This is a genomic window from Blautia faecicola, assembly GCF_004123145.1.
In the GTDB taxonomy this organism is placed as follows: Bacteria; Bacillota; Clostridia; order Lachnospirales; family Lachnospiraceae; genus Oliverpabstia; species Oliverpabstia faecicola.
On the sequence record NZ_SDKC01000001.1, the window covers coordinates 1,608,893 to 1,635,260 of the forward strand.

The 26,368-nt window shown below is 38.7% G+C and carries 28 protein-coding genes, 2 pseudogenes and 1 riboswitch; of the genes and pseudogenes, 24 read left to right on the top strand and 6 right to left on the bottom strand.

Annotated elements, in window-relative coordinates:
- The first annotated feature begins 115 nt into the window (after positions 1 to 115).
- From ETP43_RS07160 to ETP43_RS07195, 9 genes are all read left to right on the top strand, one after another.
- Positions 116 to 322 (top strand): hypothetical protein, encoded by a 207-nt coding sequence (locus ETP43_RS07160; RefSeq protein ID WP_129257533.1) that lies wholly within the window; start codon positions 116 to 118, stop codon positions 320 to 322.
- Entirely contained in the window at positions 289 to 594 is a 306-nt protein-coding gene (locus ETP43_RS07165; protein WP_129257534.1) for a type II toxin-antitoxin system RelB/DinJ family antitoxin, read from the top strand. Before ETP43_RS07160 ends, ETP43_RS07165 begins: the two co-directional genes overlap by 34 nt.
- Positions 595 to 596: 2 nt before the next feature.
- On the top strand, positions 597 to 935 hold the full coding sequence (locus ETP43_RS07170) for a type II toxin-antitoxin system RelE/ParE family toxin (protein ID WP_129257535.1): 339 nt from the start codon (positions 597 to 599) through the stop codon (positions 933 to 935).
- Positions 936 to 1,018: 83 nt separating this feature from the next.
- Positions 1,019 to 1,444, top strand: coding sequence for a GNAT family N-acetyltransferase (locus ETP43_RS07175; protein ID WP_002587423.1), 426 nt, complete (start codon positions 1,019 to 1,021; stop codon positions 1,442 to 1,444).
- A 43-nt stretch (positions 1,445 to 1,487) separates the two neighbouring features.
- Positions 1,488 to 1,829 (top strand): hypothetical protein, encoded by a 342-nt coding sequence (locus tag ETP43_RS07180; RefSeq protein WP_012740935.1) that lies wholly within the window; start codon positions 1,488 to 1,490, stop codon positions 1,827 to 1,829.
- A gap of 47 nt (positions 1,830 to 1,876) precedes the next feature.
- Positions 1,877 to 2,638 (top strand): ABC transporter ATP-binding protein, encoded by a 762-nt coding sequence (locus ETP43_RS07185; protein ID WP_129257536.1) that lies wholly within the window; start codon positions 1,877 to 1,879, stop codon positions 2,636 to 2,638.
- Between the two features lie 118 nt (positions 2,639 to 2,756).
- Positions 2,757 to 4,397: an ABC transporter permease gene (locus ETP43_RS07190; RefSeq protein WP_330546566.1), complete on the top strand. Its 1,641-nt coding sequence runs from the start codon at positions 2,757 to 2,759 to the stop codon at positions 4,395 to 4,397.
- Between the two features lie 89 nt (positions 4,398 to 4,486).
- Positions 4,487 to 4,630, top strand: coding sequence for a hypothetical protein (locus ETP43_RS17055; protein ID WP_164979630.1), 144 nt, complete (start codon positions 4,487 to 4,489; stop codon positions 4,628 to 4,630).
- Positions 4,631 to 5,146: 516 nt separating this feature from the next.
- Positions 5,147 to 5,374, top strand: coding sequence for a hypothetical protein (locus ETP43_RS07195; RefSeq protein WP_330546452.1), 228 nt, complete (start codon positions 5,147 to 5,149; stop codon positions 5,372 to 5,374).
- A 209-nt stretch (positions 5,375 to 5,583) separates the two neighbouring features.
- Here the strand turns inward: ETP43_RS07195 and ETP43_RS07200 are convergent.
- From ETP43_RS07200 to ETP43_RS17595, 3 genes and pseudogenes are all read right to left on the bottom strand, one after another.
- A pseudogene (locus ETP43_RS07200) lies at positions 5,584 to 5,832 on the bottom strand (ATPase); the annotation flags it as partial.
- Positions 5,833 to 5,868: 36 nt separating this feature from the next.
- Positions 5,869 to 7,002, bottom strand: a complete 1,134-nt coding sequence (locus ETP43_RS17590; RefSeq protein ID WP_243114221.1) for a GGDEF domain-containing protein — start codon at positions 7,000 to 7,002, stop codon at positions 5,869 to 5,871.
- A gap of 201 nt (positions 7,003 to 7,203) precedes the next feature.
- Complete coding sequence (locus ETP43_RS17595) at positions 7,204 to 7,629, bottom strand: hypothetical protein (protein ID WP_243114222.1); 426 nt, start codon at positions 7,627 to 7,629, stop codon at positions 7,204 to 7,206.
- A 245-nt stretch (positions 7,630 to 7,874) separates the two neighbouring features.
- On the opposite strand from ETP43_RS17595, the gene ETP43_RS17060 reads away from it, so the two are divergent.
- From ETP43_RS17060 to ETP43_RS07220, 4 genes are all read left to right on the top strand, one after another.
- Positions 7,875 to 8,387 carry an LPD25 domain-containing protein gene (locus ETP43_RS17060; protein WP_243114223.1) on the top strand — a complete coding sequence of 171 codons (513 nt, stop codon included), beginning with the start codon at positions 7,875 to 7,877 and terminating at the stop codon, positions 8,385 to 8,387.
- A gap of 321 nt (positions 8,388 to 8,708) precedes the next feature.
- On the top strand, positions 8,709 to 8,975 hold the full coding sequence (locus tag ETP43_RS07210) for a helix-turn-helix domain-containing protein (RefSeq protein WP_243114224.1): 267 nt from the start codon (positions 8,709 to 8,711) through the stop codon (positions 8,973 to 8,975).
- Between the two features lie 177 nt (positions 8,976 to 9,152).
- A riboswitch (cyclic di-GMP riboswitch) is annotated at positions 9,153 to 9,228 on the top strand.
- Positions 9,229 to 9,344: 116 nt separating this feature from the next.
- Positions 9,345 to 12,299, top strand: a complete 2,955-nt coding sequence (locus ETP43_RS07215) for a response regulator (RefSeq protein ID WP_243114225.1) — start codon at positions 9,345 to 9,347, stop codon at positions 12,297 to 12,299.
- A gap of 223 nt (positions 12,300 to 12,522) precedes the next feature.
- Complete coding sequence (locus ETP43_RS07220; protein ID WP_129257538.1) at positions 12,523 to 14,445, top strand: hybrid sensor histidine kinase/response regulator; 1,923 nt, start codon at positions 12,523 to 12,525, stop codon at positions 14,443 to 14,445.
- Positions 14,446 to 14,999: 554 nt separating this feature from the next.
- On the opposite strand, the gene ETP43_RS07225 is transcribed toward ETP43_RS07220, so the two are convergent.
- Positions 15,000 to 16,142, bottom strand: coding sequence for an amidohydrolase (locus ETP43_RS07225; RefSeq protein ID WP_129257539.1), 1,143 nt, complete (start codon positions 16,140 to 16,142; stop codon positions 15,000 to 15,002).
- 312 nt (positions 16,143 to 16,454) lie between these two features.
- Here ETP43_RS07225 and ETP43_RS07230 point away from each other — a divergent pair, with 312 nt between their 5' ends.
- The 6 genes from ETP43_RS07230 to ETP43_RS18395 all read left to right on the top strand — a co-directional run bounded on the left by ETP43_RS07230 (position 16,455) and on the right by ETP43_RS18395 (position 19,483).
- Positions 16,455 to 17,111: a 3'-5' exonuclease gene (locus tag ETP43_RS07230; RefSeq protein ID WP_129257540.1), complete on the top strand. Its 657-nt coding sequence runs from the start codon at positions 16,455 to 16,457 to the stop codon at positions 17,109 to 17,111.
- A gap of 100 nt (positions 17,112 to 17,211) precedes the next feature.
- Positions 17,212 to 17,505: a hypothetical protein gene (locus ETP43_RS18890; RefSeq protein WP_243114226.1), complete on the top strand. Its 294-nt coding sequence runs from the start codon at positions 17,212 to 17,214 to the stop codon at positions 17,503 to 17,505.
- Positions 17,499 to 17,741, top strand: a complete 243-nt coding sequence (locus ETP43_RS07240) for a hypothetical protein (RefSeq protein ID WP_129257541.1) — start codon at positions 17,499 to 17,501, stop codon at positions 17,739 to 17,741. Before ETP43_RS18890 ends, ETP43_RS07240 begins: the two co-directional genes overlap by 7 nt.
- The gene (locus tag ETP43_RS07245) at positions 17,713 to 18,573 is read left to right on the top strand and encodes a 4Fe-4S binding protein (RefSeq protein WP_129257542.1); all 861 of its coding nucleotides are present in this window, start codon (positions 17,713 to 17,715) and stop codon (positions 18,571 to 18,573) included. The genes ETP43_RS07240 and ETP43_RS07245 overlap by 29 nt, the downstream gene beginning before the upstream one ends.
- Before the next feature lie 238 nt (positions 18,574 to 18,811).
- Positions 18,812 to 19,315, top strand: a complete 504-nt coding sequence (locus tag ETP43_RS07250; RefSeq protein WP_243114227.1) for a VanZ family protein — start codon at positions 18,812 to 18,814, stop codon at positions 19,313 to 19,315.
- Positions 19,316 to 19,414: 99 nt separating this feature from the next.
- The gene (locus tag ETP43_RS18395; RefSeq protein WP_334295514.1) at positions 19,415 to 19,483 is read left to right on the top strand and encodes a hypothetical protein; all 69 of its coding nucleotides are present in this window, start codon (positions 19,415 to 19,417) and stop codon (positions 19,481 to 19,483) included.
- 191 nt (positions 19,484 to 19,674) lie between these two features.
- Here ETP43_RS18395 and ETP43_RS07255 read toward each other — a convergent pair whose 3' ends face one another.
- Entirely contained in the window at positions 19,675 to 20,595 is a 921-nt protein-coding gene (locus ETP43_RS07255; protein WP_129257544.1) for an aldo/keto reductase, read from the bottom strand.
- A 237-nt stretch (positions 20,596 to 20,832) separates the two neighbouring features.
- On the opposite strand from ETP43_RS07255, the gene ETP43_RS07260 reads away from it, so the two are divergent.
- The 4 genes from ETP43_RS07260 to ETP43_RS07275 all read left to right on the top strand — a co-directional run bounded on the left by ETP43_RS07260 (position 20,833) and on the right by ETP43_RS07275 (position 24,790).
- The gene (locus ETP43_RS07260) at positions 20,833 to 22,248 is read left to right on the top strand and encodes a VirD4-like conjugal transfer protein, CD1115 family (protein WP_129257545.1); all 1,416 of its coding nucleotides are present in this window, start codon (positions 20,833 to 20,835) and stop codon (positions 22,246 to 22,248) included.
- Between the two features lie 479 nt (positions 22,249 to 22,727).
- Complete coding sequence (locus tag ETP43_RS07265) at positions 22,728 to 23,429, top strand: aldehyde dehydrogenase family protein (RefSeq protein WP_129257546.1); 702 nt, start codon at positions 22,728 to 22,730, stop codon at positions 23,427 to 23,429.
- A gap of 28 nt (positions 23,430 to 23,457) precedes the next feature.
- A complete protein-coding gene (locus ETP43_RS07270) occupies positions 23,458 to 23,760 on the top strand; it encodes a hypothetical protein (RefSeq protein ID WP_164979636.1) in 303 nt (100 codons plus the stop codon).
- Positions 23,761 to 23,785: 25 nt separating this feature from the next.
- Positions 23,786 to 24,790, top strand: coding sequence for a phosphoenolpyruvate carboxykinase (ATP) (locus ETP43_RS07275; RefSeq protein ID WP_129257548.1), 1,005 nt, complete (start codon positions 23,786 to 23,788; stop codon positions 24,788 to 24,790).
- Positions 24,791 to 24,950: 160 nt separating this feature from the next.
- Here ETP43_RS07275 and ETP43_RS07280 read toward each other — a convergent pair.
- A pseudogene (locus ETP43_RS07280) lies at positions 24,951 to 25,577 on the bottom strand (aldo/keto reductase); the annotation flags it as partial.
- Positions 25,578 to 25,808: 231 nt separating this feature from the next.
- On the opposite strand from ETP43_RS07280, the gene ETP43_RS07285 reads away from it, so the two are divergent.
- Positions 25,809 to 26,294: an HD domain-containing protein gene (locus ETP43_RS07285; protein WP_129257549.1), complete on the top strand. Its 486-nt coding sequence runs from the start codon at positions 25,809 to 25,811 to the stop codon at positions 26,292 to 26,294.
- The last annotated feature ends 74 nt before the right edge of the window (positions 26,295 to 26,368 follow it).

Below are 26,368 nucleotides of genomic sequence, written 5' to 3' on the forward strand. Positions count from 1 at the left end.
ATTTTTATGGATATCCCAATGCCTGTCATGAATGGTTATGAGGCAACCGCAGTAATCAGGAGCCTTCCAGATGCATGGGAAAAGCAGACAGGAAACATAGAGAGAGGATTTTGTTATGACAGAAATTAATTTATTTCCGAAGCAACCGCAGTCTGTGACTGTTTTGGTTTTTATAACCGTGCTGATCGTTCTGCTTCTTATCCTGACTGTAATGGTACATATGAGGAACAGAAAACTGAAACGTACGCTGGAAGAACAGATGGCGGAAAGGCGGCTTTTGGATAAGATATGTGCAGATTTTACGGCTGTAGTGCAAATGTAACGGCTCGTGTGCAGCCTGAAATTAAGCGGCAGGCAGAGGCAATTTTGGATAAGATAGGACTACCTGTTTCGGTTTTGATTGATACCTTATACAGACAAATCATTATGACAGGCGGCGTTCCGTATTCCCTAACAGTTCCGAACTTGCCCACAAGGGACAGTATGACGGACGCCGAGTTTAATGCAATGATGGAAAAAGGCTATCATCAGGCAAAGACTGGAGAAGGACTTTCTGTTGATGAAGCCTTTGCTAAAATTCGTGAGGGTATTTAAGTTTGCGATACGAAGTTAGGCTGACTTCACAGGCAATCGGTCAAATTGAAGCAATCGTGCAGTATATTTCCAAAGTGCTGTTTGTACCGGAAACGGCACGAAAATGGGCAGACGCTCTGCAAAGTGAAATCGCAAAGCTGGATTTTATGCCGTCACGCTACCCTCTTACAGAGGAAGAACCGTGGCATACAAACGGAATCCGCAAAATGCCATTCAAGAATTTTCCTGTTTATTGTCTGATTGACGAGGACAAGAAGGCAGTATGGATTACGGCAGTGATTTATGGGCGGAGAGATCAGATTGCGGCTTTGGTGGATATGTCGCTAAACGATACAGAGTGATAAATCGTTGTTTGGCGATTTGGTAAATCCCAATAAATTAATTTTATAGGGAACAAAAAATTTGAATTTGATGAGGTGTAATTATGGTAAGAATTGCAACAGTAAATGATGCAGAGCAATTAAATATCTTAAATAACGAATTTAATGGTGAAGGTGCAAGCATAGATAATATTGGAAATTCTCTTGTGAGTAATAAACAGGAGGTTGTTATCGTTGCCGATGAAGATGATATATTAGTAGGATTTGTATGTGTTCAACTTAAAAAGTCCTTCTGCTATGATGAATATATGCCTGAAATTACGGAAGTGTATGTTAAACCGACATATAGAAATAGAGGGATTGCGAGTGAAATGATTATTTTTGCAGAAAATTATTGCAGTAAGAATTATCCACTTCATAAGTACGAACTCTTAACAGGACAAGAAAATCTCGTTGCACAATCTGTATATAATAAACTTGGTTATGTAGATGATAATGAACTTCATTTATCAAAACGAGTTAAGAGATAGTCAAATTCCAGATGATAAAGCAGAAGTATAGGGTTTGATTCATATGATTTCAGTAAAAAAACAGAGAATTGCTGCTATTATGGTTTTAAGTTCCATCATGCTGATTTTACTTTTGTCGCTAAATTTCCGAATCTGGAGTGGATATTATGCAGAAGGGGATTTGGAAAGTATAGTCATACAGCAGATGGAATGCTTGGAAAAGTCAAATAGTGAAAACGATATAAGCGAAAGTATATGTTTGCATTTCTATGAGTGTATATGTTTCGGTGGAATAGAAATAATGGTGCTCTGGGTATATGATGGCTTTAAAGACCTCGGACAAGGTGAGTTTTCTTTCAGACCGGGAGTTACCCTTTGCAGTCTATCGGTTCGGATGGATGATTAAATACTTCTGATAATCAAATTTAAAATTTATTATCAGGAGGAACTTCGATGTATGTATTAAATGCAAATCATATTTCAAAAAGTTATAAAACTGCAGGAGAAACTATGCGGATTTTGCAGAATGTGAATCTGCAAGTTATGAAAGGAGAAATGGTTGCTATTATGGGACCATCCGGCAGTGGAAAGACTACTCTGCTCCATGTGCTGACCGGGGTTGACACACCGGACGATGGAGAAATCGTAATAGGAGGAGAAACGTTTTCACAGCTTACGGAAGAAGAGAAGGCATTTTTTCGCAGAAAGCATATAGGAATGATTTTTCAGGATTTCCAGCTTTTGGAGAGTTTGACGGTAAAAGAAAATATATTGTTACCACTCATTCTTGAACGAAAAAAAGCAGACATCCAGCAAGAGCGTTTTTCAAGAATAGCGGATGTGCTCGGCATTGAAAAATTAGCTGACAAAGGAATTACGGAAATATCGGGAGGTCAGAAACAGAGAGTTGCGATTGGCAGGGCGCTAATCAATGAACCGGATATTATTTTTGGAGATGAGCCAACAGGAAGCCTTGACCGAAAGACCAACGGGGATGTGATGCGATGTATGAAACAGATGAATCAACGGTCTGGCATCAGCTTTCTGCTTGTGACACATGATGCTTATACGGCATCCTTTTGTGACCGGGTACTTTTTTTACAGGATGGGAATCTGGCAAAAGAAGTAAAGAAAGAGAACACTGCCGATAATTTCAGAGAAGATATATGGAAAACGCTGTGCGGTTTGGGAGGTGGAAAAGATGACTTTTTTTGATATTTCCCGAAAGATGCTGAAAGCTGGTTTTTACAAATATCGATTGTACTTTCTATGCAATTTATCTGCAACGGCATTATTCTGTTGTTTTGCAGTTATTTCCACAAACAGAACGTTTATGAATGCGTCGATTGTAAATTCATCAATATCCAATAACATTTATCTTCCATTTTTTCTGTCTGCAGTGTTTCTGGTTTTTTTTCTTCCTGTTTCGTGTCAAGCATTTCTGGCATCAAGAAAACAGGAATACGGCGTGATGTTTTCTCTTGGCATGAGCCGGAAGGAAGCGTTTAGAAACTTACTTTTTGAAAATGTGATCATATCCGTGCTGGCATTAGCAATAGCACTTGTGGCAGGAACTGTGCTGTCATTTTTATTTTTTTTCGTTATCATTTATGCAATAGATGTTCACGGAGTGCAATGGCAGTTTTGCCCGGAAGCATATAAGTTTACAGCAGTTCTATATACAGTAGTGGTGGCAGTTGCCTTTATCCTGAATGCCGGGAGACTTATGCTGGATAAAATCGGAACCCTGCTAAAAGCACAATATCGGGCAGAAAAAACAGGAAAGATCGGTACGTTCTTATGCAGACTTGCACCCAACTACATGAGGTTTCATCTGGTGGAATGGTCATTTGTCCGCAGACACAAGAAAGAATGGGGATGTAGGTATGTTTTAGCCTCTCTCATAATAGCGGTATCTGTTATGCTTACGGGGGTATGTGTGACTTTATATCCGGCTTTTCTACAGGATGCAAAAAGTTATTCTCCCTATGACATGGTGTACTCAGGAATCTATGGAATGAATCAGGTTTCAGTACAGGATGTCCTTCATATATTAGAGAAAAATGGTGTTACTGTAGAACAGGTCATTCAGCTTCCCTATATCAGAGATGATGTTTTTAATTACCTTCCTGTGACAGAAATAAACCGGGATTTTGGATGTGATTATCAGATTCAGGAAGGCGAGTTTTTGAATTTGTTTCAGTACAATCTGGAAGATGGGTATGAACATAACATACAGCCAGTATCTACTGTAACGATTTCCGGGGACAGAAAGCTGCAGTCTGTTGGAACAGATGTAAAGATACTGTTTAATCAAAATCCGACCTTTGCAGATAAAACACTGATCATCAACGATTCTGATTTCGAAAAATTAAGTGCAGATATAACAGGTAGTGCTGGTATCGCAAACTTGTTTCAGTTTCAGAATTGGGAAGATTCTTATGCGGGAGTATGTGAAGTAAAAGAATATCTGCAGGAAAGCAATCAGTTGAATGAAGATGAGCAGACATATTATGAATTGTCTTCGAAAGTGGAGAAATACCAGGATGCAAAGAAATCAGGACAATTTTTATTATTTTTGATGGCATTTGTGATAGGGCTTATGATAATGGCTGAGTTTCTGTTAATTCATTCACGTATCCAGGCAGAGAAGGAAGAAAATAGCAGGGTCGTTTGTAGTTTGCGAATGTTGGGAATGATAGACAAGGAAATGGTAAAGTGCCTATGCTATAAGAATTTTCTAAGATTTATACCGCCATCGGTTGTGGGAACAATCCTTTCTTTCCTGCCATCTTATTATCTGAATGAGAGTTATGGAATGGGGACGAATGGAATTCTGGCAGGAATCGTATTTGGAGTGATTTTGACAGTCGGAATATTCGTAGTGATACGCAGGTATTCTGAAAAAGAAGAAAAATTTTATGAAAGCGGTTTTATAATACAAGGAAGAGGATTTTTCGAGAGGATTTTTTGATTATAGATAAGTAGAAAAAGATTCAAATCCTGTGTATAATTAAAAGATAAAGATAGAGATAACTCGGCATTTGTAAAGGAGGATTTACAATGAAGAAAATTGGATTAGGTATTGCAATACTACTCTTTGCCATTATAATTTCTCTTTGCTCATCAGGAATGGGGCTGCTCGTTATCGGAATTGGGATTGTAGGATTGATTTTTTCAATCATAGGATTTATGGAACGCAAGTAAAATAACTTCAAGTTTGGAGAATGGAGGACATCGAGATCGTGCGCCCAGATAAGGGCGGGTAGTCTAGCAGGTGGAATGCCTGTCTGGTAAGGTCTAACCAACCGCCAGTAGTGAGTCTTGGGTGACTGTCAGTAATGGTAGTTGCTAAGCGTAGACAGCGAGAAAATAGAGAGTGTGATTGAGCCTCGAAATTTTGACATTTAGAAGGCTGACGTTCTAATTTTGACGTAAAGCAATACAAATCAATTCGCATTGGTGAGAAATGGTTTGCTTCTGCGGGGTCAAAGAGCACTTTATGTTTTACATTGTGATTATTCAGTCAACTGGGGAGAACCTATTGTTTCTTGCCATTGCAAGTGGCAAACAACTGCAAAACAGGAGAATGTCAAAAGAACAGTAGGCAGTCGGATAGCTTTATAGTACTGAAGAAGTTGGGTAATGCCAACGGAGGAAAGTGAGCTACATAATGAGGTCTTTCTGAGGACACATCAACCGTACTCAGGGACGGAGGTATTGATGGAAACGAAATTAGAAAGAATAGCAGAAATATCGGCAAATTTGCCGAGACCAGAGTTCACATCGTTGTATCATCTAATCAATAAAGAAATGCTTTTGCAATGTCACAAAGAATTAGACGGAAACAAAGCAGTCGGTGTTAATGAGATTACTAAGAAAGAGTACGAGAGAAATCTGGAGCAAAACATAGATGGCTTGGTAGAAATGTTGTGGCGAATTTTTAATTAGGCGGGATTATCTCAACTTCAAGTTCTTATTTTGTGAAAATGAGCATTTGTCAGTTCGCATTTCTTGTCAAAAGACATCGGATCACAGTTCAGTACATCCATATAAAACTCTTTTCGTAGAATGCTTCATCTGGATTCATTTACAATCTCCGTCATAATAAAAATATCTCCATCATTTCAAAAGAGAATGCTGGAGATATTTCGCCCTGCTTATTCTTGTAGTAACCAATCGGCTATATCGTGAATTACGATTCCTTCATAGCTATATTGGGGATGTTTGATTCTAGCAATAATCATATTCGGATAAGCATCTCGAATCTGAAGCCGAGGAAAGCATTCTCTCTCAAATGTTTCCTGCCCGGAAATGTTGTCGCTGATCTGAATATAAAACTTCTCGCTGCCTCTCTGAGCAACAAAGTCGATTTCATTTTGATAGAGCTTGCCGACATAAACATTATATGAAAATAGATCATACGCTCTGTTTTTTGCAATATTTTATCTTGCGAATTTATCATTGTAACGAATATGCATATCTTCCCAATCCATGAACAATACGTAAAATACTTTCCCGTATTGCGGACTCTCTACAATTCTTCCATGATCAAGAACAGAAAAATAAGTTCCGTCAGCTTTTCGAAGATGAAAGTGAATATAGTCATTTTCATTACCATTGTCAATCTGTTCCCAGATACTTGATTCTATCTGTTGCTGTTCATCTTCACGAATCAAGTTGCGAAAACTTTTCTTAGTAAGTCTGAACAGTTCATCTATATCTTTATATCCGGACATATGAAGAAATTCAGCATTTGCAAAAAATAGTTCATCATCTTCTTTGTCAGCTCTGTATATGATGAATGCACCTGGAAGATGTTCCGCGATATTCTTGAATGTGAATCCAAGCTGTTTGCGGGCACCTGACCGAAGTCCTTCTCTGTAGACCATACAACCATTTTTTCCATGAAGCTTTATTTCATAAAGAGCGGCATCTGCGCAGCGCATGAGCTGTGAACGATTGGATGCAAATGTTGGATATTCTGCATATCCTAGAGAAATATAAAATGCATGTTCCTTACCATGGTATGAGAATGATTTAGGAAGTTTGGTGAATTTCTGCAGCTGTATAGCTGCTTCTGAAAAGGTACAATTTGGTAAAAGAATGCAGAATTCGTCACCACCATTTCTTCCAAGTAATGCATCGGATGGGAAAAAAGCCTTCATGCTGTCTGCAAGATTTTTTAATGCCCTGTCTCCGTAATTATGTCCATAGATATCATTAATAAACTTGAAATCATCGATATCAAGGAGCGCAGCCACAAAATGTGCTTTTGGATTTTTTTGAATCATTTTTTCTGCAAATTCATCAAATCCATAGCGGTTATAAATATTTGTAAGAGAATCTGTGCGCGCCAGTATCTGAAACTTTTTCTTATGTTCTTTTTCTACTAACCATACTCTGCTAAGAACTGACAGGAGAAGGCTTATTGTAAGAAACATTCCGATGATGATTATCAGTAGTGTGACATTTCTCCATCCACTTTTAGGAGTTACTTCAAATTTCCAGTTTTCATCTCCTATTTTAAAAGTATAAGAAACAGAATGATTTATTTGCCCATCTGATTGATAAACCACTTTATAAGTATCACTCCATGGAGCGTCTGTTTTTGAAATTTTGTATTCGTATCCAAAATTTGAAAGTGCACTGATTGAATCTGAAAAAATATCCGGAACACGCAGGATAACAATAGTAAATCCCCAGAAATACTCATGTCCGTTTTTATCTTTCAGGTATATGGGATTGCGGACTGCAATTCCATATTCTCCCTGTTTTAATTAGAAGGGGCCCTGCGTAATGATTGTATGGTTATCTCTTGCGTAACGGGAAATTTTTCCGCGGTCTTTATCATGGATCAAATCAATCTTACCTGCCTCATTTCCATTAGCCGGATAAATATCTGTAACAACACCATTAGGAGCGAGCTGTACACTTTCAATAGAATCAGACATAATATTTCCGGCAATTGTTTCAAACTGATGGATTTCGCCATTTTCACTTATTAAGATTTGCTTCAAGGTATCTGTGATCTCAATTCCATTTGTAATTTCATTCTTTATTCGTTCGCCATAGTTGGCTACGTTTAATTGTGCTGTTATGTGTCTCTGCTCTTTTTCGTGGGTGTCTGTTTTGTATACAATCAAACTAACAAGGCATATGCCCAGTAAAAAAATGATAAGAGGCACAAGTGTTTTCTTTTTCACTTGGTTCACCTCATTTTGTCCATGGAAATTTTTATAATAAAGCATTATATCACAGAAGTTGAAAAACAGAATAGGTTTTATGAAAAAAATGTGCAAAATCTTTATACTGGTCCTATGTCAAGATTCAGTACAAGTTAAAATGAGGTTTTCCCCATCTTAACTTGCCATTGGCCCTTCGTTCTGTTGCAATCTACGGTATAGTTCTTCGTAGTCATTTGGTGACATGTAAAGAGAAGTTATCTGATTTGGATTCCAAAACAGTAGAACAGGACAAAGCCTGGTATGCCGACTGTGATCCAAACACCAACGAACCAAAAAAGACAGCACAGATGTTTTTTACAGTATATTATGCTGAGAAGGGCGACAAGATGCTGCATCATTTTCAAGGTAAGATAGACATTGGTAGCGGAAATGGCGGCATCATCAGTCAATTAAAGATGCAGAATGAAATGAAGTTGACGGATGAAAGCTGGATCAGCTATCAGCAAGGAAAAGGTAATGAAGAATATCAGAAGTATATGGAAGATCTGACGGATATGCAGAATCATGTACTACCGTATTTGCAGAGCTTTTGCAGTCTGGAAGAAAAAGGTGTGAAGGAGAGACGAGAACAGCAGGTAGCAGAGAAAAATGAGAGCAGAGAAGCTGTGCCGAGAGCTGGTGTTGAAATAAATACAGCAGTTAAGGACGCAGGGAAAGCTGAAAGAAAGGCAGTAGCACAGAAAAAGGCAATGCCAGGAAAAGCAGGGAAAAGATAAGCCGGAGAGAGGAGCTGATTTGGGTGTAAGGACAGTGTAGTATAAGCACAATGAGTCGGAGGTCACGGATGATAACGTAGCTTCCGGCTTTTTTGTTTTGAATGATAGTGCTTCAAATTTTTATGTGACAAATGAAACAACCTATGATATTATAAAAACGTATAAGCGAAAATAACTTTTGCAGAAACGAAAGTATCTTTATATTTTTTATGCGAATACTTCCTGTTATGGGATTAAATGATTGCAAAGTTGAATACTAATATTTTTTCATTATTACAGGTACAATAAGAACATGTAATAGCGGAAATGAGGTATAGTTACTTGCAGATAGAGAAGTATATTGCGGATAAAATAACATCTTTGTGTGAAAAGCGTGATATCAGTAAATATAGATTATCGCAGCTGTCGGGAATTTCCCAGTCGTCACTGGGAAGAATCATGGCGCAGGAAAACCTGCCGTCGCTGATCACACTTGAAAAAATATGTACAGCATTAGGCGTGACATTATCACAGTTTTTTCAGGAAGGTAATTCAGAGAATCTGACAGAAAAAAGTTCTAGGGATATGGAACGATCTGAGTACAAATGAGCAGGAAACAGTAATGTCAATGCTGCGTGGACTTCGGAAGTAGAAGAACAGTTCGAGTATATGTATCGGCTGTTCTTTTTTTATTTTTGGCGTTAAAACGGTAATGTTTTTCTTGTGTACAGTAGAGTGCTATAGTATAATAAAACCAGTTTTTTTGTATAAGTATTAAAGCTATAATATGGAAATCGGCAAACCAGATGAAAGTCTGGGACGCAAAGCTACAGGGCCTGTAAAATGGCAGCCAGTTGTATGAAATGAGGTGCGCTGTCTGTTTGGCAGTGTTTTTTTATGGTAGAGCACTTGAATAAGTAATACAGAAGCTGTTTGGAAAAATACTGTGAAAAATAGCGGGGAGGTTATTGATAATTAATGAATGTAAAATTAAAATCTGGAAGCAAGCAAGCAAGCAAGCAAGCAAGCAAGCAAGCAAGCAAGCAAGCAAGCAACTGTAGCCTAGAGGATGGGAGAAAGATGAAGAAGTGCAAATTAGTACAGAATATAATGAATTTCAAATTTTGTTACATTATATTTTGCACAATTATATGTTTTATTGTTTTATCCGTTCCTACATCTGCCAAAGAAAACTCTGACAATGTTATCCGGGTAGGATCTTTTGAAGAAACTTATAATACCGTCAATGAAAAGGGGGAAAGAAGAGGATATGGTTATGAGTATCTTCAAGATATAGCAGGTTATGCAGGTTGGAGCTATGATTACATAACAAGTAATTGGAAAGATTGCTTTACACAGTTGGAAAATGGAGAAATTGACATTCTTGGCGGTATTTCCTATACAGACGAACGTGCTGAAAATATGCTTTTTTCCGATATGCCTATGGGAGAAGAAAAATATTACATCTATACGGATACCTCAAATATGGATCTTACAGCAGGAAATCTTGACTCTTTCGAGGGGAAAAATATTGGTGTATTTAAAGATCATATACCGGAGGATGTGCTTAACGAATGGGAGTCAAAGTATGGTCTGCATACGCAGCATGTCAATGCTTCTAATACCGCAGAAGTTATGGACAAACTGTCGAAACATGAAATTGACTGCTTCGTTTCAGTAGAAGAATCCCGTTGGGAAGAATCTGATATTTCGCCTGTTACAAGTATTGGAGAGACAGAAATCTATTTTGCCATAAATCCCAAACGTCCGGATATCAAAGAAGCACTGGATAGTGCTATGCGCAGAATCAAGGATGACAATCCATTTTACACTGATGATCTCTACAGGCGTTATCTTTCTGCACAGAGCAGCTCGTTTCTTTCAAATGAAGAAAGGGATTGGATCGGGCAGCATGGAGCAATCAGGATAGGGTATCTGAATCAGGATGGAGGTATCAGCAGTGTAGATCCATCAACAGGCAAATTGACAGGTGTTATCACAGATTATGTGGATCTTGCCCAAAATTGTCTGCAAGGTCAGACTCTGGAATTTGAATTAAATGGATATGATACAAGAAGTGAACTGCTTCAGGCATTGCAGGATGGAAAAATAGACCTGATTTTTCATGCAAACCAGAATCCATACTTTGCAGAAACAAATGGATTTGCTTTGTCGGATACGCTATTGACTCTCAATATGGCAGCAATTACGGCAAAGGATTCTTTTGATGAAAATAAAGAGAATATAGTTGCCGTTGAAAAAGATAATTTTGCATTGAAGGCATATCTTTCATACAATTATCCACAATGGGAGGTTATAGAATATGGGATATCAGATGCAGCAGTAAAAGCGATGCAGAAAGGGGAGGCAGATTGCATTGTAAGCAATTCAGGTACTGTTTCTGACTATTTGAAAAATAATAAGCTTCATAGTGTTTTCCTGACAAAAGAAGCCGATGTTTCATTTGCTGTTCGGCAGGGAGAACCGGTTCTTTTGTCCATTCTGAATAAAACACTGACATCTATGCCTGCAGCTCAATTCTCGGGGGCAGTAGTTTCGTATAATGCTTCCGCACGAAAAGTTACAGCGAAGGATTTTATTCAGGATAATTTACTGGCTGTCTCATTCATAGTTGGAATCTCTATTTTTGTTGTCCTGTGTATAATTCTTGATTCTTTGAAAAAATCAAAACGTGCGGAAGAAAAATCCAAGAAGTCTGCTGAGCAAGCATTGAAGCTGAATCAGGAGCTTGAAGAAAAACAGCAGGAATTACAAAATGCACTTGTAGAAGCACAGAGTGCCAATAAGGCTAAGACTTCCTTTTTAAATAACATGTCTCATGACATCAGGACACCGATCAATGGCATTATGGGCATGCTTACAATTCTTGAAAAAAGCGGAAATGATGGTGAGCGGGCAAAAGATTGTCTGAACAAAATTGATAAATCGTCAAAGTTGCTGTTATCATTGGTAAATGATGTTTTAGACATGGCAAAGTTAGAATCGGATACCGTGGTTTTTAGTGATGAATCCATCAATCTGGATCAGGTATGTCAGGAAATCACGGAGTCACTATCTTTTCAGGCAGAAGAAAAAGGACTTCATGTTATAGAAGAACATGATGATTACAGTGGTATATATGTTTGGAGCAATGCAGTTCATCTGAAAAAAATATTGATGAATCTGTTTACAAACAGTATGAAGTACAATAAGGTGAATGGTTTTATTTACATGAGTATGAGAACGATTGAAAGATCAGAAGATCACATGACATGTGAATTTAAAATAAAAGATAATGGAATTGGAATGTCAGAAGAATTTATAAAAAATGAATTGTTTACTCCATTTGTACAGGCAGATAATTCCCCACGTTCTGATTATAATGGGACAGGTCTTGGAATGCCTATTGTGAAACAACTTGTAGAAAAGATGGGTGGAACCATAACAGTTGAAAGTAAGCTGGGTGAAGGGAGCTGTTTTACTGTAGTACTTCCATTTGAAATTGATACGAATGCACGATCGGAAGAAAAAGAAGATTTCAATGCAGATATATCAGGTGTCCGGATATTATTGGTTGAAGATAATGAGCTGAATGCGGAAATAGCAGAATTTATGCTGACGGAAAATGGGGCTAAAGTAGAAACAGTGAAAAATGGGTTAGAAGCTGTTCAGCACTTTGAAGCCTGCGAATCAGGAACATACGATGTTATTTTAATGGATGTCATGATGCCGGTGATGGATGGGCTCACTGCAACAAAAACAATAAGATCCCTGGAACGGCAGGATGCAAAAACAATCCCTATCATTGCTATGACTGCAAATGCATTTAGGGAAGATGCTGAAAAGTGCATTGCCGTGGGTATGAACGCTCATTTGGCGAAACCTTTGGATATTGAAAAGATGAAAAAGACTATTAAAAGTAGTTGTTCCTAATATAGGAAAGAATAAAATGAAAATGAATAAATCAGTATTGCAAAGGGGTATCATTTTTATATTGTGCATTTGCATCCTTTTTTCAATCTGTCCGGTTTATGCTTTTGCAGCAGGAAATCAGAAAGAGAAAATTGTCAGGATTGGTGTACCAGATGCAAAATACGTGAAGAGTTGAGGCGTTTTTGTATTAAATTAAAATTAGGGAAAAGGCATGTGAAATACAATGATGAAAAATAACTATATAAAACAAAAAAGAAAAGATCAAAATCCGGTAAATCATTGGAAAATTTTTGAGGGACAGTTGGTATTCCTTCTGGCAATGGTGATTTTGTTTGTTGTTGCATATACTTTTATTTTACAACAAGCATATACCAAAACTGCTCTGAAAACAGAAATTGAACGAGATATTTCCAGTGCAGATGCGGTTCATAAGCTGGTAAATGACAGACTGGGACGAAAAGATTTTAATGAAATAAAAAGTAAAGCTGATGAGAATACAGAACTATTCAAGAATATATCGACATATATGAATGAAATCAGAACGCTGAATTCTACGAGATATATTTACACAGCAACCAGAAATGAAGACGGTAGATTGATTTACGTTGTAGACGGACTGGATCCATCGGCTGGTGACGTCAGACATCCAGGAGATCCGATTGAAAAGGAGATGGTTCCTTATATAGAAAAAGCACTTTCTGGAAAAACAGTATATTCTCAGGATATTGTTGATACAACATGGGGACCTATTTTTACAGCCTGTTATCCTGTGACAGCGGAAGATGAATCTAATGAAGTGATAGGTGCTTTCTGCATAGAAATGGATATGCAGAAAGCGTATGGAATGGTTGAGAAGACGAATAAGCTAAGTATTGTACTGGGATGCATTACAGCGTGTATTTTGTTAATATTATGTACCTGTGGATATTCTGCATATAAGAAGCAAAAAGAAAATGAGCAGAAACAGCAAAAACTGTTGCAGGAAGCTGCAAGACTGGCCGATTCAGCTAATAAAGCAAAATCAACATTTTTGTTTAATATGTCTCATGATATTCGTACCCCTATGAATGCAATCATTGGATATGCAGAATTGGGAGAGAAACATTTAAAGGAGCCAACTATATTAGAGGATTACTTTGAAAAAATATTATTGTGCGGAAAGAAAATGCTGCATTTGATTGATAACATTCTTGAATTAGCACGAATCGAAAACAACCAAGCAACGCTGGATGAAACAATAACAGATGTTTCTAAAAACTTTGATTTATGTATTGATATGTTTAGGAAACCGATAGAAGAAAAACATCAAACACTGAAAGTCAATAAGAACATTCGATATCCATACCTGTATATGGATGATGCAAGATCATCTGAAATTACAATTAACATTTTGAGTAATGCTGTGAAATACACGGGTGAAGGCGGTAACATAAGCTGTACATTGAACCAATATCCTGGCGAAAAAGAAGGTTGGAGTATATTAGAGCTTATCATAGCAGACAACGGAATCGGAATGTCAGAAGAATTCCAAAAACATATTTTTGAATCATTTTCACAGGAACGATCTTCGTCAGACAGCGGAATAGAAGGTAGTGGGCTTGGCATGGGAATCGTGAAGAAACTGGTGGATTTAATGAATGGCAAGATCACAGTTCAGAGCAAACCGGGAGCAGGTTCTACTTTTACAATCACGTTTTCATTAAAAATAGCAAATGCGGAAGAAAGGAATCTGAAACATGCAGACGGTCAGTTGAATATCAAAAAACTGGAAGGAAAAAGGGTTCTTCTGGTAGAAGATAATGACTTGAACGCAGAAATTGCAACGGAACTTTTGACGGAAGAGGGAATCATGATAGAAAGAGCGGAGAACGGCGTTGCATGTATTGATATGTTTAACAAAGCAAAGCAAAATTACTACAGTCTGATTCTGATGGATATTCAGATGCCGATTATGAACGGATATGAAGCATCCAGGAGAATTCGAGAACTGAAAGACGGTAACAAATCGCAGATTCCAATTGTTGCAATGACAGCAAATGCGTTTGAAGAAGATAAGAAGATGGCTTTGGCAAGTGGCATGAATGATCATGTTGCAAAACCAATAGATATGAATGTATTATTGCCGACTATTATGAAATATATGTAAAGGAAGAAAGAAGGACACTGATTTTGTAGTCAGTGTTCTTCTTACATATCAGTCGACTAAAGAAAAACATTTTATAGTTGTACATTATCTCGTCGAGAAGGGTAAATCTGTGAACTTTGTTCACTAAGCAGAGCAGTGAAATTTTGACGAATGATATTTAAAAAGCAAGGAAACATAGGGGTTTCAGGGGATTGAACGTATATTCGATTCCCCTCAGACCCATATTTAAAAAACCCTGGAAATCTTTGATTTCCGGGGTTTTTTGCTGTCTGGTGGAGAGAAAAAATGTCGTTTTCAACCGTTTCAAACCGGTTCAGAGTGGAAAAATTGGCGTCAAAATTGGCGTCAGGAATTGGCATCAAAAATAGGGATGAAACAGGGGAAAAAACGGAGCGTATCCGTGAGTTTGGCGCATTAATTTCGCTAAAATATTTTTCGGAAAATACCCCGGAATAGCATGTAATGGTTATAGGAAGCCCATTGTGTGCAGCAGGGAACCGGAAAAATATTCTTTTCCGGTAGAGAAAGTGATTTCCTGGAAAGTGCAGGAAGTATCATTCCACTTTCTTACCGTCAATCAGCACATGTCTGATCACACCAGTCACATCAAATGGGTTGCCGTCTACGATAACGATATCAGCATCTTTTCCCTCTTCAAGGGAGCCAACGCGGTCTGCGATACCGATATGTTCAGCAGGGTTGATTGTTACAGCACGAAGAGCATCGAATTCATCCATTCCGGCTTTGATTGCAAATCCTGCGCAGAGAGGGAGATGATGGAGAGGAATTACCGGTGCATCTGTGATAATGGAAACATGACAGCCTGCTTTTGCAAGAATTCCTGGGGTCTCCCAGGTCTTATTCTGAAGCTCAAATTTTGTGGCATGACCAAAGGTAGGACCAACAGCAAGAGGAAACTTCTCTTTTGCAAGCTCGTTTGCGATCATATGTCCCTCTGTTACATGTTCCAGAGTCAGTCCGACACCAAACTCTTTAGCAATGCGGATCGCAGTAAAAATATCGTTTGCCTGATGTGCGTGAGCCTTTAACGGAATCTGGCGATTCAATACCGGAATCAGAGCCTCTGATTTCTGGTCGTAAGATGGAAGTTTGGAAATATCGTCACCGGCTGCTTCTTTTTTCGCCTTATAAAGCTTTGCAGTGTGTAATGCTTCACGAATTTTGGAAGCAGTTGTCATACGGCTGGAGATTCCCTGGTTCTGATAACAACGCTTCGGATTTTCTCCGAAGGCACATTTCATGGCAATGGGAAATTTTACGATCATATTGTCAATACGAGTACCGACAGGCTTGATAGCTGCAAAGGTTCCGCCAATTGAATTGGAACTGCCAGGACCGGTTGCAAAACAGGTAACACCGGCTTTTGCAGCCATATTCATACAGGGATCAAATGGGTTGAGTCCATCGATAGCCTGCACTTGTGGAGTGACAGGGTCATTCAGTTCATTGTAGTCCTGTCCCTCGTAGCCGATTCCATAGCCATCAAGACCTGTGTGGCAGTGTGCGTCTATGAAGCCAGGGTACACGTGAAGCCCGGTTGCATCGATTACTTCAGCATTTTCAAAAGAAATATTCTTTCCGATCGTTACAATCTTTCCGTTATCGATCAGAATGTCAGCGACAAAGGTCTCCCTTGTTACTGCTGTGTGAAGTGTTCCATTCTTAATACAAATCATTGGAAATCCTCCTTTTTTAAAATTATAATATTATCATACACGAATTGTGCGAATATTTCAAAAAGTTTTTTTAACATCTGGTAGTAGCAAACGCCAGAATCAATTAAGGTGTTTTTCTATTCCAGAACCCAAATGCATGAATCGAATTATATGAATTCTTTTCTCATTTCTCCTTTATAAATAAAAAGAAAATGTGAATAGTAATTTACCTAAATAAGATGGGGTTTTTATATCCCACCTGTTGCTCTACACTATAACTATTAAGGGTTACAACAAATGGTGATGAGGATTTTAGATGGAGGTAATGAGGAAATGTTTCACTTAGTGATTGATTTGGAAATGTGTAAAGTCCCGAGAGACTATCGGAGTAAATCCTATAGATATGCGTATGAAACAATACAGATTGGTGCGGTTCTTCTTGATGATTCATTCAAAAGAATCGGTACACTTTGCCAATATGTCCACCCGGAGCACGGCGTGATCGATTATTTTATTGAGAATCTGACAGGTATAAAGAACAGCCAGGTAAAAAAAGCACCGAAGCTGGAAGAAGTGCTGATACATATGATAGACTGGCTTGGAGAACGTGATTATAAAATCTATGCCTGGAGTGAATCCGATAGGGACCAGTTGTTACATGAAATCAAAGCAAAAGAAATGACGGATGAAAGAATCCAGGAATTTATGAAAGCAGAAAAATGGGTTGATTATCAAGAAGTATTTACGAAGCGATTCGAGTTGTCACGACGGTTAAGTCTGGAGGAGGCACTTGGACGTGCTGAGATTGATCCGGAGGGCAGATTTCATGATGGATTGGATGATGCTGTAAATACAGCGTATCTGATCGAAAAACTGGAATTAGATCCAGAGTTCCAACTGGTAAGTTATGAAATGCCGGACAAACCGTCAGAGCATCTATGCAGCACATTGGGTGAACTATTTGCTGGTCTGAACCTGAATTTTGCATAAAACCAGATAAGAAAAATAGGAAAATATGTGAAAAGATGCACAATATTTCTCCCATCTATGGTATACTTAAAATATTATTGGCTGAAGGGAGAAGTGCATCATGCCGAAAGAAACAAATCAGAAATTTAAGCTGTACCGGCTGGCACAGATCATGCTGGAAAAAACAGATGAAGAACATTATATTACAATGCCGGAGATTATGGAGAGTTTGGCAGAATACGATATCACAGCTGACAGGAAAAGTATCTATACGGATCTTCGTGACCTGATTTACTTACAATCGTCAATATGGGAAATGTATTATTGCAGGCATCCTGCTTCTTACTGTCATTGCAATTACAGGTGCTTTAAAAAAAGCGAAATAAACTCAGAATGGAAAGGAATACAATGCTGAAGCGACAAAACGATAAAAACAACTCCCAAGACACGAGCAGCACCACTGATACTTCCCTTGGCCTTAGCATCGGCCTGGGCCTTGGCCTTGGTATCCTCTTCGGAATCGTGACAGACAATATCGGTCTTGGTATGATGATCGGCGTTGCTGTAGGCCTATGCGGCGGTTCGGCTGCCGTAATATTAAAAAGAAAGAAGAAAACAAGCGATGGTGAAAAGAACAACGACGAAAAATAGAAGTGGATTTTCAAAATATCTTGTGTCGATTCTGCTGTTTTTGCTGTTTGAAACAGTAGCGATCACACTATGGCTCACAAAAAACAACCTGTTTTATCTGCTAAATTTCAGCTATATAGGATGCTGCCTCTCATTGGGGACAGCACTCTTTACAGCCGGGAAACGCTATGCCCGGCATTTTGTGCAGCTGGCGGTTGGGTGCTATATGCTGCTTTACCTCGGCGTGTTTTCCCGGGAGAATATGCAGATTGAGGGGTTCTGGTATTATCTGTTTCTCAGTACTTTTGAAGCGGCGACTATCCATTATGCAGTGGCGAAGATCTTTGGTCCGTTGCTGTTCGGACGGGGCTGGTGCGGTTACGCCTGCTGGACAGCCATGGTGCTGGATTTTCTGCCATACAAGCAGCCGCAGAAGCCACGAAAGGAAAAGCTGGGGATTCTGCGTTATGTGATGTTTTTATTGTCGCTGGCATTGGTTTCAGCTCTGTTTCTGATGCAGGTCACGCATTTGGAGAAAATCATGTTTTGGATGTTCCTTGCCGGAAATGCGTTTTATTACCTTTCCGGAATTACGCTTGCCTTAATTTTCAAGGATAACCGTGCGTTCTGCAAATACCTGTGTCCTGTCACAGTATTTCTCAAGCCTATGAGCTATTTTTCCCTGCTGCGCGTTCACTGCGACGAGAGGAAATGCGTCCACTGCGGTAAATGCCTGCAGGTATGTCCTATGAACGTGGAGGTCAACAAAGAAACCCGCAAACGTAAAAATGGGACAGAATGCATTCTCTGTTACGAATGCACGAAGTCCTGCCCTAAAAAGGCGCTGCATTAAAATCTGATAAAAATCCACGATAACAACAGATTCAAAAAAACTTAAGAATATCCTCCACAGGATATTAAGACGTATCTGATAAACTCCTCTCGAATCATAAAAGAAAGAGAGAAAAACGATGAAGTTATTGTGTAGTTATCTGATCGACGATGGGGTATATAATATATACCTGCTTATCACTGTATTGCTGCCGTGTCTCATATATCAGGGAGTTATGAAGACAAAAGCAAAGAGTAACATGAAAAAAATTCCGGCAAAGTATTATGTTGGTGTATATACTTTTCTGGTGTACTTGTGGGCAGTCTTCAAAGTAACAGGAATTGGTCTGCTGGCGGACATTATAAGACCGGGGATCCGAGGTGGAGTTAACTTAAGACCTTTTGCCGACCTGGGAATAGGGTTTTGGTTAAATATTGTAATGTTTTTGCCACTTGGAATTGTGATACCATGCATCTGGAAAAAATGTGAAAGTGTCAGGTATACGGTGAGGTTGGGATTTGCCGTATCCTTGTTGATCGAATGTTCTCAGATTTTCAACGGACGTGCAACAGATATTGATGACCTGATTGCAAATACTTCAGGTGCATGTCTTGGATATGTGATATGGTTTATAACCAGGAAAATTGCAGGAAAGAATTGTGGGGAGAAATATAAAATGGCTGAAAGAAAATGGGAGCCGGCTATCTATGTGGCGCTGGCATTTCTTGGAACATTTTTCCTGTACGATCCATATGCAATATAAGGATACAAGGGGGCAAAAGATCATGCTTTTCGGTGCTTTAAGATTGCTAGAGCGTGTCTGAAAAATCATTTTCACAATCTGCAAGCCCCACTTTGCGGTATATTTTACCTTCGTTCGGTTGCCGTAGCCCGTTACGCCGCCCTCATTCGGATAAACGATTATAAGTAAAAGAGGTCTATTGGAACCGTACAAACAGAGAAAGCAACAAAAAGCATTTCTGGCGGAAAAAACGTGACAGAAATGCTTTTTTGCGTTGCATATCAATAATTGATCCGGTGGATCAATTTTGATTGGTACGGAAATATCGAAAAGAGCATGAAATCTATATTTCAGACACGCTCTGGGGCGTGCTAAAATCTTTACGGAAGCGGATGTCCTGCTGACAGATACAGTTCATACCATTCCTTACGTGTCAGTGCAATATCACATGCTGCAATAATTTCTCTCAGACGGCTTTCGCTTGCAGTTCCTGTGATAAGCTGCATATTCGCCGGATGGCGTAAGATCCATGCTGCTGCAATTGTAGTATCACTAACATGATATTTCTCGGCCAGCTCACGAAGTTTCTGATTCAGTTCCGGGTACTCGTCACTTCCGAGGAAGCAGCCCTTCCATGCAGGCATCTGGAAGGGAGACCATGCCTGAAGGGTAATGTCGTGGAGACGGCAGTAGTCAAGCAGACTTCCGTCGTGGTCGATAGAACCCGGTGTTTCCATATTGACTTCCATCCCATTTGCAACCAGGTTGGAAACCGGAATGCTGAACTGTACCTGATTGGCAACCAGTGGCTGGCGGACATACTTCTGCAGGAGTGCGATCTGCATTGGTTTATGGTTGGAAACACCAAAATGGCGGACCTTTCCGCTGTCAAACAAGACATCAAATGCGGCAGCCACCTCTTCCGGTTCAACGAGTGCATCCGGACGGTGGAGCAGCAGAAGATCGAGGTAATCCGTCCGGAGACGCTTTAAAATACCATCGACAGCTTCCAGAATGTATTCCTTTGACAGATCATAGCAGCCCTGGCGGATGCCACATTTTGACTGGAGAAAAACATCCTCCCTTTTCAGGGACGGATCGTGGGAAAATGCATCACCGAACACAGTCTCGCTCATGCCGCCGCCATAGATATCCGCGTGGTCAAAGAAATATGCTCCCTGCTCCAGCGCGTAGTGGATAAAATGGTTCATTTCTTCTTTTGTCTTTTCGGAAAGCCGCATGCATCCGACTGCAATAGAAGGAACCTTTCGCAGCTGATTGCCTAAAATCGTTTCTTTCATAATAGAAATTTCTCCTTTGCAATGAATCTGTATTCGCGGAGTTTGCTGCAAAGCAAGCGTGGGAGAACTCCGAAAGTACAGAAAGAATAATTATCACCTTTACTATATCATTAAAACACAGAATTATAAACCGGAATATTTGATGCCATTTGTGAAAGAAAGAGAGCGCAATGTGTCCGGATATGAACATCGGCACCGGAAAGCGTCCGATTTATTTGCTGTCCGGGCAAAGTAGATATGATTCGTCTGGTAAGCAATATACAGATATCTCTGACACCGCGGGATACATCCAAAGGAGAACCATTTTGGAAGGATGGGGTAACGATGTATCTTTTAGCATGTTTCTATTATGTATGGTTGGAAATGGAGGAACCAACCTTGCCGAAAATCCAATTATTGATGAATGAAGAAAGCCGGATATTGGATGAAGAGACAGGGGAAACGGAATTGGAAAAACGTATGAATACACTTGCGGTACGCTCGCCTATGGGAAATGAGCATCCGGCAGTTAGTAATTATAGAAAGTTAAAGGAAGGTGCGCCAGATACAGTAAGATCTATCATTATTATGTGTAATTCGATGTTTAAATTTATGGGTGTAGCTGCAGCAAAAAGATTATTTTCGGAAGATGAGATGAATTTGTATGAGCTTGGAATGGGTGTCAACGGGGATAAAACCACGAAGACAGCCCTTTTTTTGTGTGTCCAGGATGATGACAGGTCATTTGATTTTATTGTTGGAATGCTGTATACCTCACTATTTCAAGTATTAATTGAGTGTGCAAGAAAAAATGGTGGTGCGTTACCGATTCCGGTAGAAGTCTGGATGGATGAATTTGCCAACGGCTCCAGACCGGAAAGTTTTGAAAAACTGTTTACTACACTTCGAAGCAGAAATATATCTGTGATTATATTTTTACAGTCGGTCAGCCAGCTAAAACAGATTTATAAAAACGATACATGGGAAATCCTGATGGATGCCTGCTCAACGTTTCTCTATTTGGGCGGAGGCCGGGGAGCCTATTCCACTCACAAATACATTGCTGATTTATTGGGAACAGCAACAATTGATAAAAAGAATGATGGTTTAAGTAAAGGAACGAGTGGAAGCACCAGTATAAACTTTGATCGGCAGAGCAGAGAGTTATTGACCAGCGAGGAGATTTCCAGAATGCCGGATGAGGACTGTATCATTTTCATTTCAGGTGAAAAACCGATATATGATAAAAAGTACAATACACAGGATATGAAAGAGTTTAAAGAAGCAAAAAACTTGGGTCCTTATGTTCCGGATATTTGTGTTAAAAAAACTAAAGGTGGAGGATATGTCACTGTGAAATCAGAGGGTAAGTTGATTCCGCTAAATGATGCTGAAGTAGCGTATTTTAAGGAACAGGTAAAAAAAGGTGAGGATGTCCGAGTGATTGATTTATCAGAAGAAAATTTTATGCGAATGGAATTTACGGACACTGTTTCAGGGATCGATGTGGATTTGCTGAATCAGATGTCAGAACAAAAGAAATATGAAGAAGTGGGTGAAGTAAGAGATTTACCGGGTAATATTTTTGAGTGGCTGGGAAGAAATTATGATAAAATCACGCCAGAACAGAGAGAGAAGATTTTTATAGATTTGAAAAAGAAACAGGAAAAATGATATGTTGGAGGAATTAGAAGCATATCGTACACTTTGTAGCGAAGATGATGAGTATTAAAGAGGACCGATAGGTAATGGAAAGTGATATGGAGACAATAGATCAGGAAATCAATAGACTTATTAAAGTACGCAAAAAATCCGGAAAGAATCAACAAATTAAAAAATACTTTCCAGATTTTTGTACATACAGAGTAAGCGTATCACTCAATCATCTAATTTGACTTAGAATATCCACAATAAGTATAAAAAACAGAACTATGGATTGTGTTTATAAAATAAGGGTAATGCTATTGTTTTTTTATTAGGATATGGATAATTAAAATATAGTGATGTGAATGGAGGGAGTGTTATCTTGAGAAAAGAGAATCATATTACGTTGTGGAAGGGAAAATTGTAAATTATATTGTGGGAAAAGAAATTGGTGCTAAGAATTTTGATGAAAATGTAATTCTGAAGCTGAAGTAAAAAGTGTTGCTTATATGGGATATTCTATGAGGTATTATGAGAGGCGGATTGGAAGAGGAAGAATATTGTGTATTAACACATTTAGTTCTCCGTACAGTAGTTTTATACACAAAGTAATAGGAGTTTTATTAGGAAGAGGAGTATTGTACTTTAAGCCATCTCCGAAAGCTGAAAAATGTAGTTATGAATTATATACTATTATTTCAAATATAATGTCGAAATACAATGACAAAATACTGAATTTTTTACCGGGAATAAATGATACAGAAATGATAAACGTATTATCTGCATTTGAGTTTTCAGCAATTTTGTTTACTGGTAAAAGTGAAACCGCAAAAATAATTAAGAAATATATAGGTAGAATACCTGGGATTTTTGAAACTGGTTCATCTGCAATGGCTTATGTACATATTGATAAAGGATATGAAAAAGTAGCAAAGGAGTTGGCTCAAGCATCGTTTGCACAAAGTGGAATGAGATGTATTGGATTAAAGAATTTATTTGTTCATAAAAATACTATTGCAAATTTATTACCATTTTTATTGGAACAAGTGTATCAGTTAAGTGTTGGAGAACCATTAAATTATGAAACAGATATCGGTCCAATATATGATAATCAAGTTGTAGATAGAACGTTGGAACTGATTAACCAGTGTAGTAAGCAGAATTTTAAACTACTGTGTGGGGGGAAAATTATAGAAAACAATATTGATTGAAGATGGCATTGGTTCTATAATTACAACTATGGAGGTATATGCACCGGTATTGTTTGTTCATGTTGTAGATGAGTTTAGTGTGATACCGATGGAGTATTTTAAAAGAAGTAGTTTAAATAATACAATATATTCTGATTATAAAAAAGAGACAGAACAATATATTGAATATAATAAATATTCAGGTAACATATCGATTGGACTTCCACCGGATCTTAGAATAGATGTATTACCTTTTGGTGGATTGTATGATGAAAATGAGCAAAAAGAAAGTGTTGAAAATATTGTTGAGATTGTATCACATAAACAAACTATTCTTGAAAGAGAGGAATAAAAAGATGATGAGACAGTATAAGTATATGGGAATTAATTGGAAAGTAAATGCGGAAAAAGATATTTTGGGGAAAATGGATTGTTTATTGGGAGATTATTATAAGGAATCATATGCTCCAAAGGTAGATTTCGAAGTAACGTTAGTAGAGAAAATAAGTAGTGATTTGACAGAAATATTGGAATATGGAGTACCCATTACAATTCATAATAGCAAAAAACCATCAGTGCATGAAGAAGGGTTAGTGTATTTGAATGGATATATTCGAATGATATATAATAAAGCAACTAAAAGTGTGTATCGGTTAAACTATCTTTCGAAAAAAATTAATATTTTTAATAAAGATAAAAGTTCGTTAGTAAAAGATGGGATTCGTGTGATTCGAGATATTGTAAAAGCTTTAGCAGAAGATAGTGGCGGCGTTATGGTTCACGCAGCGGCATTCAAGAAAAATGATAAAGGGGTTTTGCTGATTGGAGGAAAGGGGAGTGGAAAAACAACCTTATCTTTAAAGTTTCTTTATGAACATGGATGTTCGGAGGTATCCCGGGACCGCGTTATTTTGAAGCCGGAAAAACAAAGCTTTTACATATATGGATGGCCTAATTATTATAATCTGACGTTGAGAACGATGCGGGATTTCAGTAAGACAAGATCTATGTTGCCGGAGAAATATGAAAAGTTAAGCGATCAAGAGTTGGATGCTGTCAATGTCAAAATCCAATGTACTGCCGATGAAATTGGGATTGAACAAAAGTGTAGCGAGGTAAAATTAACGCATACGATATTTTTAGTAAATGAAAGACAAAGATGGGTAGAAGATATGGAAGAATTGCTGGCGGTAAATTTTTATTCGCCAGTGGATTTAAATTATCCGAATTGGCATCATTGGACTGGAAATAATGATGAACAACGCGAATATGGAGTTATGATGGCAAAAAAATTACTGGAAGAGGGAAATTGCCATGTTGTTAAGTGGAATACAATTAATGAGGCAGTGGATAAAATTGGACATTTAGCGGATATATTGTAGAAATCACAATTCGAATATAAGTGTGAGAAGACGAATAGGCATATGTGGAAGCATTTCTGACGGCAAAAAAGCCGTGACAGAAATGCTTTTTTGCCGTCAGAAATATCGAAAAGAGCATGCAACCTGCTTTTCAGACACGCTCTGGGGCGTGCCAAAATCTTTACGGCAGAGGATGTCCTGCTGCCAGATACAGCTCATACCATTCTTTACGTGTCAGTGAAATATCACATGCTGCGATAATTTCTCTCAGACGGCTTTCACTTGTAGTTCCTGTGATAAGCTGCATATTCGCCGGATGGCGTAAGATCCATGCAGCTGCAATCGTAGTATCACTGACATGATATTTCTCGGCCAGCTCACGAAGTTTCTGATTCAGTTCCGGATACTCGTCACTTCCGAGGAAGCAGCCCTTCCATGCAGGCATCTGGAAGGGAGACCATGCCTGAAGGGTAATATCGTGGAGACGGCAGTAGTCAAGCAGACTTCCGTCGTGGTCGATGGAGCCAGGTGTTTCCATATTGACTTCCATGCCATTTGCAACCAGGTTGGAAACCGGAATGCTGAACTGTACCTGATTGGCAACCAGTGGCTGGCGGACATACTTCTGCAGGAGTTCAATCTGCATTGGTTTGTGGTTGGAAACACCAAAATGGCGAACCTTTCCGCTGTCAAACAGGACATCAAATGCAGCAGCCACCTCTTCCGGTTCAACGAGTGCATCTGGACGGTGGAGCAGCAGAAGATCGAGGTAATCCGTCCGGAGACGCTTTAAAATACCTTCGACAGCCTCCAGCAGGTAAGAATAAAACAGTAATTTTTGGTAATAATAGCATAATCTGTTTACCGGTTGGCCAGGTTTTATGTTATAATGTTATAAATAAACGATAAATCTCAATAGGTGTTACTTTTTGGATAAAAATGAAGAAGAATATATTAGGAGATGTCGTTTGTGACAGTTTTATAAAAGCTGTATATTTGACTTATGATTATCTGCAGGTGCAAGAGGAGGAACTATGAGATGATTAATCAATTACATTTGGCCATGATTGAATTATATAAGGGAGATGCAAAGCGGATTCAACATTTCTGTAAAGTACATAGCTATGCGAAGTTAATAGCAGAAACGGAGAATGTAGACGAGAATTGTCTGTTTATCATAGAAGCAGCAGCTTTGACACATGATATTGGGATTCATATCTGTGAAGAAAAATATGGAAGCTGCAATGGAAAATTACAAGAAAAAGAAGGTCCGGCAATTGCAGAAAAGCTGCTTGGAGAATTGGGCTTTGACCGCAATGTATCCGAACGGGTTCAGTATTTGATTGCCCATCATCATACCTATGGCAATATTAACGAAATGGATTACCAGATATTGGTAGAGGCTGATTTTCTGGTTAATATTATGGAGGAAGGGTCATCGAAGGAGGCAGCTATAAAAGCTTATCAGAATATTTTCAAAACGCCATGCGGGAAGAAGATTTGCAGTGAGATGTTTGGTATTTGACAGCACATGAAAAGAGACAGATTGAAAACGCTGTACCGGGGTGGAGGAAAGCGGTTTATCAATGGGAGGATAAA